General features: G+C 60.8%; 13 protein-coding genes. 6 read left to right on the forward strand and 7 right to left on the reverse strand.

Translation table 11 applies throughout. The features are described 5' to 3' along the window. Positions 1–36: 36 nt before the first annotated feature. Entirely contained in the window at positions 37–1,506 is a 1,470-nt protein-coding gene (locus tag P3M64_RS09090; protein WP_132937642.1) for a penicillin-binding protein activator, read from the reverse strand. Positions 1,507–1,541: 35 nt separating this feature from the next. Here P3M64_RS09090 and rsmI point away from each other — a divergent pair, with 35 nt between their 5' ends. From rsmI to gshB, 5 genes are all read left to right on the forward strand, one after another. After that, entirely contained in the window at positions 1,542–2,429 is an 888-nt protein-coding gene (rsmI, locus tag P3M64_RS09095; protein WP_243644661.1) for a 16S rRNA (cytidine(1402)-2'-O)-methyltransferase, read from the forward strand. Beyond that, a complete protein-coding gene (locus P3M64_RS09100) occupies positions 2,426–2,773 on the forward strand; it encodes a YraN family protein (protein ID WP_132937640.1) in 348 nt (115 codons plus the stop codon). Before rsmI ends, P3M64_RS09100 begins: the two co-directional genes overlap by 4 nt. Before the next feature lie 182 nt (positions 2,774–2,955). After that, the gene (locus P3M64_RS09105) at positions 2,956–3,585 is read left to right on the forward strand and encodes a BON domain-containing protein (RefSeq protein ID WP_132937639.1); all 630 of its coding nucleotides are present in this window, start codon (positions 2,956–2,958) and stop codon (positions 3,583–3,585) included. Next, complete coding sequence (locus P3M64_RS09110) at positions 3,582–4,490, forward strand: transglutaminase family protein (protein WP_132937638.1); 909 nt, start codon at positions 3,582–3,584, stop codon at positions 4,488–4,490. Before P3M64_RS09105 ends, P3M64_RS09110 begins: the two co-directional genes overlap by 4 nt. A 68-nt stretch (positions 4,491–4,558) precedes the next feature. Beyond that, positions 4,559–5,521, forward strand: a complete 963-nt coding sequence (gene gshB / locus P3M64_RS09115; RefSeq protein WP_132937637.1) for a glutathione synthase — start codon at positions 4,559–4,561, stop codon at positions 5,519–5,521. Positions 5,522–5,581: 60 nt separating this feature from the next. On the opposite strand, the gene P3M64_RS09120 is transcribed toward gshB, so the two are convergent. From P3M64_RS09120 to P3M64_RS09145, 6 genes are all read right to left on the reverse strand, one after another. Continuing rightward, positions 5,582–5,812, reverse strand: coding sequence for a hypothetical protein (locus tag P3M64_RS09120; RefSeq protein ID WP_132937636.1), 231 nt, complete (start codon positions 5,810–5,812; stop codon positions 5,582–5,584). Positions 5,813–5,988: 176 nt separating this feature from the next. Further along, positions 5,989–6,921: a branched-chain amino acid ABC transporter permease gene (locus P3M64_RS09125; protein ID WP_132937907.1), complete on the reverse strand. Its 933-nt coding sequence runs from the start codon at positions 6,919–6,921 to the stop codon at positions 5,989–5,991. Between the two features lie 19 nt (positions 6,922–6,940). Beyond that, a complete protein-coding gene (locus P3M64_RS09130; RefSeq protein WP_132937635.1) occupies positions 6,941–7,846 on the reverse strand; it encodes a branched-chain amino acid ABC transporter permease in 906 nt (301 codons plus the stop codon). A gap of 67 nt (positions 7,847–7,913) precedes the next feature. Beyond that, positions 7,914–9,176 (reverse strand): ABC transporter substrate-binding protein, encoded by a 1,263-nt coding sequence (locus P3M64_RS09135; protein ID WP_207893077.1) that lies wholly within the window; start codon positions 9,174–9,176, stop codon positions 7,914–7,916. Positions 9,177–9,216: 40 nt separating this feature from the next. Continuing rightward, the gene (locus P3M64_RS09140) at positions 9,217–9,972 is read right to left on the reverse strand and encodes an ABC transporter ATP-binding protein (protein ID WP_132937634.1); all 756 of its coding nucleotides are present in this window, start codon (positions 9,970–9,972) and stop codon (positions 9,217–9,219) included. Continuing rightward, the gene (locus tag P3M64_RS09145) at positions 9,965–10,717 is read right to left on the reverse strand and encodes an ABC transporter ATP-binding protein (protein ID WP_132937633.1); all 753 of its coding nucleotides are present in this window, start codon (positions 10,715–10,717) and stop codon (positions 9,965–9,967) included. The genes P3M64_RS09140 and P3M64_RS09145 overlap by 8 nt, the downstream gene beginning before the upstream one ends. 528 nt (positions 10,718–11,245) lie before the next feature. Here P3M64_RS09145 and P3M64_RS09150 point away from each other — a divergent pair. Then, positions 11,246–12,784, forward strand: coding sequence for a YifB family Mg chelatase-like AAA ATPase (locus P3M64_RS09150; protein ID WP_132937632.1), 1,539 nt, complete (start codon positions 11,246–11,248; stop codon positions 12,782–12,784). Positions 12,785–12,889 lie beyond the last annotated feature (105 nt).

Genomic DNA, 12,889 nt, shown 5'->3' on the forward strand with positions numbered 1-12,889 from the left:
TCACAAACCAGACGCATCAGATGAAGAGGTCCTGACCTAGGGAAAAGCCTTCGGCGCCGGATCGATCACGCGCGAGGAATGGCGCCCCACCTCAAGCACCGCCAACCCTCGCTGAACGCTGCCGTCAGGCATCAAGCGAAAAATGCCATCGCGCCCAACGAAACCGGTCGATGTCGTCAAGTCGGCGGGGCTATAGGCCGGACCTCCCTCGCGGGCGCCCAAAACCACGGCAAGGGCGCAGGCGTCGTAGGCCAGCGTCGCCACACGGGGCGGGTTGACCGCATAGACCTGCTTATAGCGTTGGACGAAATCCGCCCGAAGTTGCGGCGCCGGGGCGGCGTACCAGCCCCCCAAAAGGGCCGGCTCGGCGCCAATTCCCGGCGCATCCCACTGTCCCGCGCCCAAGATGTGCACCTTTTGCGGATCGATATCGTAAAACGGCAGCAGGGCGGCGATCGCCGTCAGACGCTTGCCGCCATCGGCCAACACCACGGCGTCGAACGGCGAATCGCCCAAAGTCACCAACCCCTTTAGGCGTTTCAGCGCCAAACGCGAAGCCTCGTCATTGCGCACCTCAAGAGCGCGGCGTTGATCGAGCAGCGCCCGGTGGCGGCTGTCGTAATCGGCGATGCGGCGTACCACGGCGCTATAATCCCGGGCGGCGGGATCGTAAAGCGCGGCGGCGGTGACGCGCGCCCCGCGGTCAAGGGTCGCCTGACGCAACGCCCGGGAAACCACGCGCCCATATTCGGTATCGGGCGCGAGCAGGGCAAATCGGCTTGCACCCTTTGAAATCGCATAATCGACGACACGCGTCACTTCGTCGCCGGGGGAAAATCCCAACGTATAGACGCCCGGCGCGGCGGCGGAACGATCGTTGGAAAAAGCCAAAACCGGCACACCCGCGGGACGGGCGATATCCTGGATCGCGCGGACCGAACCGGATAGAAGCGGCCCCATGATCAAACGCGCGCCCTCGGCCAACGCCGCCTGGGCCGCCGCGCGCGCGCCATCCGGGGTACCCTGGGTGTCGTGGACAGTCATCTCGAAACCATCCTTGGCAAAATCAAACAACGCCATTTGCGCCGCGTTAAGCATCGCTTGGCCGACCCGTGCATTGGCTCCACTCAGGGGCAGCAGCAATGCCGTGCGCACGCCTTGAGGTGCGGAAATTCCCGCCGGGCCTTGAGCTTGGCCGGGCGCTTTCGGGGTGCCCAGGCCTTTCAGAATTTCCTCCAGCGTCGGTAATTTCGGCTGTTGGGCAGGCGGTTTCGGTGCGGGGGGACGGGGCACCGTCGGGGCGGCGGGCCGCGTCCCGCTCGACGGTGGGGCGGATAGGACCGGGCCTTGATTGCCCCCTTGCTTCCCCAGCAAGAATTGGCCAGACTCACACGCGCTCAACAGCAGCGTCAACCCCAAAAGACCCGAGATCAGCACCCATGGCCGCACGGCGAAATATTTCTTCAAAAAAGCTCGAAACGTCATCCGGTGCATCAACCCCATCATCTCACGGCTCCCTATCGGCCACAGAGCCTAACTCCATGGCAGAGGGGAGTAAACCGCCTAAACAAGCTTTGCCGGGAGGGCTGTATCTCGTCGCCACCCCGATCGGAAACGCCGGCGATATTACCCTGCGCGCCCTGGACGTCATCGCCCGAGCCGACGTGCTGGCTTGCGAGGATACCCGCGTCAGCGCCAAACTTCTGGCGGCGCACGCCATACGGCGCACGCTTATTTCATACCATGATCACAACGCGGCATCGATGCGTCCCGTGATCCTTGAACATCTCAGGAACGGCGACAGCGTGGCTTTGATTTCCGACGCCGGGACGCCCTTGGTCTCCGATCCCGGCTACAAGCTGGTGCGCCAGTGCCGGGAGGAGGGTCTCGACGTGACCACGGTCCCCGGAGCCTCGTCCGTACTCAGCGCACTGCAACTTTCCGCCCTGCCCAGCGACAGGTTCCTTTTCGTCGGTTTTTTACCCCCCAAACAGGCGGCGCGCCGCCATGCCCTGGAAGACATCAAGGATATCAAGGCGACTTTGGTGATCATGGAAAGCGCGAAACGGTTGCCCAAAATGCTCGGCGACGCCGCCCACGTCCTGGGCGAACGCGAAGCCTGCGTGACCAGAGAGATGACCAAGCTGTTCGAGGAGGCGCGTTCGGAGAGTCTTCACAATCTCGCCGATTTCTATACCCAAAACGGTCCCCCGAAAGGCGAGGTCGTCGTCGTCGTCGAGGGCGCGCGCGCGAAAGACGCCCCCTCCGACGAGGCTCTCGACGCCCTACTCGGCGACGCCCTGCGAGACCACACCCTACGCGACGCCGTGGACGAGGTGGCGCATCGCACCGGCGTGGCGCGAAAACGGGTTTATCGCCGCGCCTTGGCGCTGCCGCGGGAGACCGCGTCACCCACCGACGACGCATGACCAGCCACAGCACCGGAAAACGCGGCGAGGAGCTGGCCACCCTTTTCTTGCGCGCCAAGGGCTACGCCATCGTCGCCCGCAACTGGCGCGCCGTAACCGGTGAAATCGACATTATCGCCCGGCGCGGCGAGCGGCTGTGTTTCATCGAAGTCAAAACACGCCGCCACATCGAAGACGCTCGGGACGCCATCACCGCCCGCCAACGTCGCCGTATCGAACACACCGCCCAGGCCTTCGTGCAAACCCGCCCCGATCTCGCCGATCTCGACATGCGCTTCGACGCCATTTTCGTCAGTGGCGTACGCACCCATCATTTACAAAATGCTTGGTGGATGGGAGAGTAGCATCCGACCTGAACTCTCGTCGATTTTTTGAACTTTCCCAAAATAGTGCGGCCTCCATTTTTTACCTTGGCCGCCTTGACCGTTGCCTCCGGTCTCCCTCACCGCTTACAATCGGCGTGGACGCCGGTAGCGTCCGCGCGCCGAACGTCTCCGCCCAAGATCAATGCAGAGATTCCACCACAATGAACCGCAACACGTTCACGCCCTCCGTATTTTTTTCGACGCCCCTGCGCCGTGGCGCGGCGAACGGACTTTTGTTCGCCCTGCTCGCCCTCGGCGGATGCACCCCCCTGGGCTTGGCGGTCGGGGCGGGCGCGGCCACCGGGGTCGCCGCCTACGAAGAGCGCGGCGTTGACGGTGCTGCGCGCGACCTGCGCATCACGGGCGGCATTCTCGACCTTTGGCTCCGGGCCGATTACCACCTGCCGGCCGAGGTCGGGCTGGAGGTCTATGACGGACGCGCCATGCTGACCGGCCAAGTTCACGACGAAAAAATACGCACCGAGGCGGTCGCCCTGGCGTGGAAAGTCGATGGTGTGCGGGACGTCATTAACGATATCATCGTCACCGACAAGGGAAGCCTTCTGGACACCGCGCGAGACAGCTGGATCACTGCTCAACTGAAAACCGAGCTAACCTTCGACAAGTCGGTCATGGCCATCAATTACGCCATCGAAACGGTTGGGGGGACGGTGTATATGATCGGCATCGCACAAAATCAAGGTGAGTTGGACCGCGTCCTCGCCCACGCCCGTTCGATCGCCTATGTCCGCGCCGTCGTCAATCACGTCCGCATCAAGAGGCCGTCATGACCGCGCGGCGCAAGTCCGATCCACCCCGTAGCCACGACCCCTTGGTGGCAATCGGAAAAATGGCGGATGACGACATCGTCATCGGCGTCGCGGCGCTTGAGATAAGTCGCGCGCAGATCGGACAGGGGGCCCGGCTTTCCGATTTTCCGATGGCCGCCTACCTGCGCCATCTGGACGTTCTGGTGCGCGACGTGCGCAGCTATGCCGGCGATGACGGCGATCGCACCGTCATTCAGGCCGAAGCACTTTGCCAAGTCCTGGCGCGTCGCTACGGTTATGCCGCCGGTAACCTGGATCATGAATTCGACCCCGACGACACCCTGTTTTCCTCCGTGATCGATCGGCGTGCGGGTTCCGCGCCGTCCCTGGTGGCGCTGTATCTACATGTCGCCAACACCCTGGGCTGGACCGCCGAGGCCATCCATTTTCCAACACGTCCGATGCTCCGTCTGGGCGCTCAACAACGGATCATCATCGACCCGTACTATGGCGGCCAACAACTGGAGCCACACGAACTGCGCGCTATGCTCAAGGCGGAAGAGGGCGATGGCGTGGAACTGGCGTTCGAGCAATGCGGGACCCTATCCTCCCGCGAACTCCTGTACCACATGCATAGCCCCCTCAAGGACAGATACCTGCTCGACGGAGACCACCACAACGCCTTACGCGCCACCGAAATTTTGCGCGCCATCGATCCCGGTCGCGCTATTTTATGGCGTGACGCCGGCGTGCTTCACGCCAGACTCGAACAGGTCGAAGAGGCCGTGCACGCACTCGAAGTTTTCCTCGCAAAAGCCTCCGACGACACCCGGCGCTATCAAACCTCGGTTCTGCTGCAGGACCTTCGCGCGCGCCTTTCCCGTCCACCCGGCCTGGGAAGCCCGAAAATTCGGCCGCTACGCTAGGAAACATACCATCTCATCCCATGCAATGCCTCGCCATGGCATCGCCCCACATCCGCAGGAACCTCCCCATGGGCCTTAATGTCGCCATCCAAATGGACCCCATCGCCGATATCAATATCGACGCCGACAGCACCTTCGTGCTTGCCCTTGAGGCGCAAAAACGCGGCCACAAGCTGTTCGTCTACCACCCTGACGATCTTGGTCTCGAAAGCGCGAACGCGGGGGTCCGCGTCCTGGCGCGCGCGCGTCCGCTCGAAGTGCGGCGCAAAAAGGGCGACCATTTTACCCTGGGCGAGAAAACCATGATCGATCTCGCCGACATGAATGTCGTGCTGATGCGCCAAGACCCACCCTTCGACATGGCCTACATCACGGCGACTTTCTTATTGGAGCACGTCCACCCCAAGACCCTTGTGGTCAACAACCCCGCCGAAGTGCGCAACAATCCGGAAAAATTGTACACCAGCCGTTTCCCCGGCCTGATTCCGCCCGCTCTGATCAGTCGCGACCGCGAACAAATCAAGGCTTTTCGCGGCAGATACAAGGACATCATCATCAAACCGCTTTACGGCAACGGTGGGGCGGGGGTTTTTCATTTGCGCCCGGACGACGAAAACCTCGGCGCTCTCTTGGATATGTTCCAAGGCGTCAATCGCGAGCCGGTCATGGCCCAGGCGTATCTGGCCGACGTGCGCGGCGGCGATAAGCGGATCATCCTGATCGATGGCGAGGCCGCGGGCGCGATCAACCGCATCCCGCCCGAGGGGGACGCCCGATCCAACATGCACGCCGGCGGCAGACCCGAGCCTTCAACCCTGACCGAACGGGAACATTTTATTTGCGAAACGATTGGTCCGGATTTGCGTGCGCGAGGGCTGGTGTTTACCGGCATCGACGTCATCGGCGGCTATCTTACCGAAATCAACGTCACCTCACCGACCGGACTTCAGGAAATCAACCGTTTTGACGATGTCCACCTGGAAGCGCGCCTGTGGGACGCCATCGAATCCCGACGCCGCGACCAGGCCTGAATCTCTCGCAACGGGCGGGAAAGGCCTAGCAGCAGATTAGCAGATTAATAGGTCCTGACCCTAGTGCAAAACCCGCGACGCCGGAACGAACCTCGGGGCGGGGCTGGAGCCTGAAACCGCAGTGAAGCCCGGAACCAACGACGTGCCGGTCGTCCATTCAAAATCCGGGTGAAGATGGACGAGCCGCGCGACACGTCCCCGCGCCTCCGCGCGGGTGGCGCGGCCTTGTTCGAAAAGGTCGCCGTCACGATAGATGGCGTAGCAAACGATTGTTCTGGAGAATACCTGCATTCGGACCTCCTTGAAAGATCGTCAAAAATTTTGGATTCTTCACGGACCGCCTTTGGCCACACTAGCCACACTTGTTACGGTAGAGCAATTATTTTACATTTTTATGGCTATTTTATGGTTAATGCCAACTTCCGTTAATCCCAAACACGACGCGCGCCGCCGTAACAACCGGCCCCCTACAAGGCGCGTTTGAGTATTTTTCCCAGTTCGCCAACAAACCCGCGACGGAACGCGAGCACACAGACGACAAACGTCGCACCGATCACCACCGTCACCCACGAGCCGATAGCGCTCAGTTCGGAGTGCAAAGTCAGCACCGTGAACGCCCCCACCACCGGCCCCAATATCGTGCCCAGCCCGCCCAGAAGGGTCATCAAAATTACCTCGCCCGACGCCTGCCAGCTAACGTCGGTCAATGAGGCGAGTTGGAAAACCAGCGCTTTCGTCGCCCCGGCCATCCCCGCCAGCGCCGCCGACAGGACAAAGGCGAGCAATTTGAAGCGATCGACCCGATAGCCCAACGAGAGCGCCCGTGGTTCGTTCTCGCGGATCGCCTTGAGCACTTGGCCGAACGGGGAGTGCACGGCGCGATAGATCACCCAGAAACCGAAGATAAAAACGGCGAACACGAAATAATACAGGTTCAGCTCCAACGGTTCGCCATGGATGCGATAGGCATGCCCCAGGTTGACGATGCCCAACAACATGCCCCGGGGAACGTCCTGCAGGCCGTCCTCGCCGCCGGTAAACGGGGCCTTGAGGGCGATAAAATAAACCACCTGGGCCAAGGCTAGGGTAATCATGGCGAAATAAATGCCCTGGCGGCGGATCGCCACCAAACCGAAGACAAGCCCCATCAGCGCCGCCACCGCCGTGCCGGCGAGAATGCCCAGTTCCGGCGTCAGGCCCGCGGTTTTGACCAGATAACCCGTAATATAAGCCGCACCACCGAAAAAGGCGGCATGGCCGAACGACAAAAGACCGGTATAGCCGATCAACAAATTGAACGCGCAGGCGAACAGGGCGAAGCAAAGCAATTGCATCAGAAAGACCGGATAAATCACAAACGGCGCGACCAGTCCGAGCAAAACCAGCCCCGCCCATAGCATTTTATTCACACCAGACTCCCTACTGTTCCCTGCCGAAAAGGCCCGCCGGCCTAACCAACAACACCACGATCATCATGAAAAAAATCACCGTATTGGATGCCGGCGGATAGACCACTTTGGTCAGCCCCTCAAGCATGCCCAAGGAAAGCCCGGTGATAATGGAACCCATGATCGATCCCATGCCGCCGATCACCACGACGGCGAAAACGGTGATGATCATTTCCGAGCCCATGATCGGGCTGACCGAATAAATCGGCGCCGCCACCACCCCGGCGAACGCCGCCAGAGCGACGCCAAAGCCGTAGGTCAACGTGATCATCAGCGGCACGTTGACCCCGAAGGCCTGCACCAGGGCGGGGTTTTCCGTGCCCGCACGCAGGTACGATCCCAGCTTGGTGCGCTCGACGACAAACCAGGTGGCGAAACAGACGACCAGTGAAAGACCGATCGACCACAATCGATAGGTGGGAAACCACATGAACCCGAGGTTAAGCGCACCGCCGAGAATTTCCGGTTTGCCGCCGTAGGGCGTTCCCGACACGTTGAAATAGTTGGTGAACACCCCCTGCAGGATCAACGCCAAGCCAAAAGTCAGCAAAAGCCCATAAAGGTGATCGACCTTATAAAGACGCTTGAGCATGGTTTTTTCGATCGCCATGCCCAGCGCCCCGACGACCAGGGGGGCGACGAGAAGAGCGGCCCAGTAATTCAAGTGCAGACCGGGAACGCCAAGTAGGGGACCCAGTTTGTTATAACCGAGCAAGGCGACGAACGCCCCCAACATGTACAAGGCGCCATGGGCGAAATTGATAATGTTCAACAGGCCGAAGATGACCGCCAGCCCAAGGCTGAGCACGGCGTAAAAAGCGCCCGTGTTCAGCCCCAGCATCATCTGCGCCAGAACCATCTGAAGGGATAAATGCATTATCGGCTCTTCATACTTGCGTCCCCGGACCGGCGGAAACCGCCGGTCCGGGGCGCGTGGACGAGATTTAGTAACCGCCTGTGCCGGCGCCGCCACCCGCCTTGACCAGGGGGCACGTCCCTTCGGACATCGGCATGAACGCCTGATCGCCCGGCACCTGCTTGATCACCTTAAGCAGATCCCAGGGACCCTTCGATTCGGACGGTTTCTTGACCTCGACCAGGAACATGTCGTGAACCATGGTTCCATCGGCGCGCAGATGGCCGTTGATCGAGAAAAAATCGTCGATTTTCATCCCGCGCAATGTTTTCATCACCGCGTCGGGATCGTCGGTTCCCGCCGCTTTGATCGCCTTCAGATAGGTCATGGTGGCGGAATAGACCCCGGCCTGATCCATCGTCGGCATCGCCCCGGTCTTGGCGAAGTAACGCTTCGACCATGCGCGCGACGCCGGATCGCGATCCCAATAGAAACTGGTGGCGAACTCCATGCCCTGGGCGACATCCAGGCCGAGGCTTTTAACGTCGCTGAGAAAAACCAGCATCCCGGCGATGGTCTGCCCGCCTTGAACGATACCGAATTCGCGGGCCTGCTTGACCGCATTGACAAAATCGCCGCCCGCGTTGGCGAGACCGATCACCTTCGCGCCCGAAGCCTGGGCCTGCAGCAAATACGAGGAAAAATCGGCGGTCGCCAGGGGGTGACGGACCTGGCCTAATACTTTGCCGCCCTGGGATTTAACAAAGGCGGCGGTATTTTTCTCCAGGGAGTGGCCGAAGGCGTAGTCGGCGGTAAGGAAGAACCATGTCTTACCGCCGTGCTGAACGATGGCGCTACCGGCGACCTTGGGCAGGGAATATGTATCGTAGACGTAATGAATTCCGTAGGGTCCGCAGTCCTTGTTGGTCAACGCCGTGCTGCCCGCCCCGGTGGCCATCGTGATCATTTTCTTTTCGGTGCCGATCTTTTGCACCGCGATCGCGGCGCCGGAATTCAAAAGCCCGGTGATCATGTCAACATGATCGGTATCCGCCCATTGCCGCGCCTTGGTCGAGGCGATGTCGGGCTTGTTTTGGTGATCGGCGGAAATGACGTCGATCGGTTTGCCGAGCACCGTGCCGCCAAAATCGGCGACCGCCATTTTCGCGGCGGTCACGCTGCCCTCGCCACCGATCGCGGAGTAAACCCCGGACATATCCGTGAGCACTCCGATTTTCACCACGTCATTGGAAATTCCCGCCGCCAAGGCGCTGCCGGGAAATGCCGACATACCCACAAACGCCCCCACAAACGCCGCGCTCAGCGCGGCTCGCACAAGCCCTTTTTTCATGATGTGACTCCTCGCCATGTTGATTGTTTTTTATTTCACTCTAAACCCCAAGATAGCCGTTAAGCAGTTCCTGGCTTTGCGCCAGCTTTTCCTTGGGGATCATTTCCGCGATACGGCCCCGATCGACCACATAATGTCGATCGGCAAGGTCGGCCGCGAAATGGAAGTTCTGCTCGACCAGAACAATAGTATAGCCCCGCACCTTGAGTTGGCGAATCAGCCGCCCCAGGGATTGAACGATCACCGGAGCCAGACCCTCGGTAATCTCGTCAAGCAAAAGAAGATCCGCCCCGGTACGCAGGATGCGCGCCATCGCCAGCATCTGTTGTTCTCCACCCGACAGCCGAGTGCCGATATTTTTTCGCCTTTCCAAAAGGTTGGCGAAAAGGGCGTAGATTTCATCCAGACTCATGCCGCCGTCCTTCACCACCGGCGGCAGCAGCAAATTTTCCTCCACCGTCAGGCGGGAAAAAATCCCCCGTTCCTCGGGGCAATAGCCGACACCAAGGCGCGCAATGCGATGCGGGGGCAGGTTTATGGCCTCCCGCCCGGCGACGCGCACCGAGCCCGAGCGCCGACCAACCAGCCCCAATACCGATTTAAGAATCGTGGTGCGGCCCGATCCATTGCGCCCGAGCAGGGTCACCAATTCGCCCCGGCGCACCGTGAAATCGACCCCATAAAGAACGTGGGACTCGCCGTAATAAGCATGCAAATCGGCCACCGAAAGCAGGTCCTCGGCGGCGGCGGCAGGGGCGGGGCTTGCCTGTGAGGCGAGAGTCCGCTGATCAGGCATGCGCGTTCCCCATATAGGCCTCCATCACCTGGGCGTCATTGGACACTTCGTCATAACTGCCCTCGGCCAAAATAGCGCCACGCTGCAAGACGGTAATCGTGTCGGCGAGCGTCGCCACGACTTTTAAGTTGTGTTCGACCATCAACACGGTGCGGCTAGCCGCAACCGTGCGCACCAGTTCGGTAATTTTTTCGACGTCTTCCGCGCCCATGCCCTGCGTCGGCTCGTCAAGCAACATCAACTCGGGTTCGAGCGCCAGGGTCGTGGCAATTTCCAGCGCGCGCTTCTGTCCGTACGCCAGCGCCGAAGTAGGGGTATCGGCGAGCGCCTCAAGACCAACCGCCGCCAACAGCGCCAAAGTCCGTTCCCGCAATGCATCCAAGGTGGATTCCGGTCTCCAAAAATAGTACGAAATTCCAAGGCGACGCTGCAGAGCGACGCGGACGTTTTCATACAAGGTAAGGTTGGGAAAGACGGCCGATATTTGAAAAGAACGGATAATTCCGCGCAATGCGATATCGGCGGGCTTCTCTCGGGTGATATTCTCTCCATTAAACAAAATACGCCCCTCCGAAGGGGTGACGAATTTGGTCAACAAATTGAAAACCGTCGTTTTTCCCGCGCCATTGGGGCCGATCAGGGCGTGAATACACCCACGCCGAACACGCAAGTTCACCTTATCGACGGCGATAAAGCCCTCGAATTTTTTGGACAAATCCCTGGTCTCGAGAACCCACGGCGTCATTTTACGCTCTCACCTTACGACGACGCCTTCGGCGCGCGTCCCACCACCGGCCTAGGGCCGCCATGCCCAGCCTGCGCGTTTCCAGCAACGCATTTGAAAAATACGCGCCCTACCCTGTCGGTTTTTCGGTGTTTACAGCTATTTTAAAGGTTCGGAGTCTTTTGCCCCGTTGTTCGGTCAAGGCCGCTCGCACTTGAGAGCCCACAGCTCGGTAGTAGAACAAGGAGCCCGATACGACGCAAGGAAAAATATTGCGGTTAGGACGCCCGCCAACGCCAACGCAAGGAGGGTCCGCGCGCCCGAACCTCCCATAAAAAATGGCCCTGAAAATTTCGCTCCATCACCCTAAGGGTATTGATTTTCTCTGGTTTTGGTTCCCCTATCCCCGTACACTCGACTCCTCGCACCCGGGGAGGTGAGCGGGCGAGGGGGGGGGGCTATTTTGATCGCGATCGTCAATAAAATTTCAACCGATAAGGTGGGCCAAGGCACGATTTCGGCGGATGAAGCGGATGAAAGAGGGACCCCATGATCGCCCGTGTGACCACCGTCGCCTTTCAGGGCATCGACACCCTTAGCGTCGACGTTCAGGTGCAGATGGCTTCGGGGCTGCCCTCGTTTACGATTGTCGGCCTGCCCGACAAGGCGGTCTCCGAAGCGCGCGAACGGGTCCGCGCAGCGATGGGGTCGATCGGAGTCGCCCTGCCGCCGAAAAGAATCACGATCAACCTTTCTCCCGCCGACACCCTGAAGGAAGGCAGCCATTTCGACCTGCCGATCGCGCTCGGCCTGCTCAGCGCCATGAGCATCATTCCGCCGGACGCCCTGGAAGACTTCGTCGCCTTGGGCGAGTTGGCGCTAGACGGCGCGGTGACCAGGGTCGCCGGAATTTTGCCCGCCGCCATTCACGCCGCCGCGCTGGAACGCGGCCTGATCTGCCCCCACGCCCAAGGCGGCGAGGCGGCATGGGCGGGAGATATCGCGATCCTCAATCCCGACAGCCTGCTCGGATTGATCAACCACTTCAAGGGCGCCTGCGTACTCTCGCCACCGACGCCCCGCCTACAGAGGGACCGTCCGCCGGGGCCGGACATGGCCGACGTCAAGGGTCAGGAAAGCGCTAAAAGAGCCCTGGAGGTCGCCGCCGCGGGGGGGCATAACCTTCTCATGATCGGCCCGCCCGGCTCGGGAAAATCCATGTTGGCGGCGCGCCTGCCCGGCATCTTACCCGACCTTACCCCTGCCGAGGCGTTGGATGTAAGCATGATCCATTCGGTCTACGGCGCACTGCCCGACGACGGCCTTATTCAGCGCCGCCCCTTTCGCGACCCCCATCACAGCGCCTCCATGCCCGCCCTGGTCGGCGGCGGTCGGCGGGCTCGACCCGGCGAGATTTCCCTGGCGCACAACGGCGTTTTGTTTCTCGACGAGTTCGCCGAATTTTCCCGCACCGCCCTCGACGCCCTGCGCCAGCCGTTGGAAACCGGGAAAGTCAACGTCGCCCGCGCCAATGCCCACGTCAGCTACCCCGCGCGCATTCAATTGGTCGCGGCCATGAACCCGTGCCGTTGCGGCCATCTCGACGATGCCGCTCTCGCCTGCTCGCGGGCGCCGAAGTGCGCCGAGGATTATCAGGCCCGTATCTCCGGCCCGCTGCTCGACCGTATCGATCTCACGGTAGAGGTTCCCGCACTTGACGCCATCGATCTGGCGCGCCCCGGCGCGGCGCGGCGCAGCATCGATATCCGCGCGCACGTGATCCGCGCGCGCGCCCGTCAACGCCAGCGTTATGAAAAGGAAATTTCGGCGGAAAACACACCCCTCACCAACGCCGGCATCGACGCCGCGACCTTGGAAAAAACCATGGCCTTGGCCGGTGACGCCCAAACACTGCTGAGTCAGGCGACGGCGAAATTCCACCTGTCGGCGCGCGGATATCACCGCGTGCTACGGGTCGCGCGCACCCTTGCCGACCTTGACGAAGCGCCGGAAACTGGGCGCGAACACATCGCCGAAGCCCTCGGCTATCGACGCATCCGTCACGGCGGCGCCCTCGCCACGGCATGACCAAAAGCAAAATCTTCCAGAACCTTAAGAAGAAAAAAGCTTCGCCGATAAGATCATTCAAATTGAAAATGGCCGATGCAAAAAATACCTACCATAAAGAAACGA

The organism is Varunaivibrio sulfuroxidans (genome assembly GCF_029318635.1).
In the GTDB taxonomy this organism is placed as follows: Bacteria; Pseudomonadota; Alphaproteobacteria; order Rhodospirillales; family Magnetovibrionaceae; genus Varunaivibrio; species Varunaivibrio sulfuroxidans.

Excerpts from the sequence above, each read along its gene's own strand:
- P3M64_RS09145 (WP_132937633.1), bottom strand. The coding sequence starts at position 10,717 with ATGACGCCGTGGGTTCTCGAGACCAGGGATTTGTCCAAAAAATTCGAG.
- P3M64_RS09110 (WP_132937638.1), top strand. The coding sequence starts at position 3,582 with ATGACCGCGCGGCGCAAGTCCGATCCACCCCGTAGCCACGACCCCTTG.
- P3M64_RS09100 (WP_132937640.1), top strand. The coding sequence starts at position 2,426 with ATGACCAGCCACAGCACCGGAAAACGCGGCGAGGAGCTGGCCACCCTT.
- gshB (WP_132937637.1), top strand. The coding sequence starts at position 4,559 with ATGGGCCTTAATGTCGCCATCCAAATGGACCCCATCGCCGATATCAAT.
- P3M64_RS09140 (WP_132937634.1), bottom strand. The coding sequence starts at position 9,972 with ATGCCTGATCAGCGGACTCTCGCCTCACAGGCAAGCCCCGCCCCTGCC.
- P3M64_RS09105 (WP_132937639.1), top strand. The coding sequence starts at position 2,956 with ATGAACCGCAACACGTTCACGCCCTCCGTATTTTTTTCGACGCCCCTG.
- P3M64_RS09120 (WP_132937636.1), bottom strand. The coding sequence starts at position 5,812 with ATGCAGGTATTCTCCAGAACAATCGTTTGCTACGCCATCTATCGTGAC.
- P3M64_RS09135 (WP_207893077.1), bottom strand. The coding sequence starts at position 9,176 with ATGAAAAAAGGGCTTGTGCGAGCCGCGCTGAGCGCGGCGTTTGTGGGG.
- P3M64_RS09130 (WP_132937635.1), bottom strand. The coding sequence starts at position 7,846 with ATGCATTTATCCCTTCAGATGGTTCTGGCGCAGATGATGCTGGGGCTG.
- P3M64_RS09150 (WP_132937632.1), top strand. The coding sequence starts at position 11,246 with ATGATCGCCCGTGTGACCACCGTCGCCTTTCAGGGCATCGACACCCTT.
- P3M64_RS09125 (WP_132937907.1), bottom strand. The coding sequence starts at position 6,921 with ATGCTATGGGCGGGGCTGGTTTTGCTCGGACTGGTCGCGCCGTTTGTG.
- P3M64_RS09090 (WP_132937642.1), bottom strand. The coding sequence starts at position 1,506 with ATGATGGGGTTGATGCACCGGATGACGTTTCGAGCTTTTTTGAAGAAA.
- rsmI (WP_243644661.1), top strand. The coding sequence starts at position 1,542 with ATGGCAGAGGGGAGTAAACCGCCTAAACAAGCTTTGCCGGGAGGGCTG.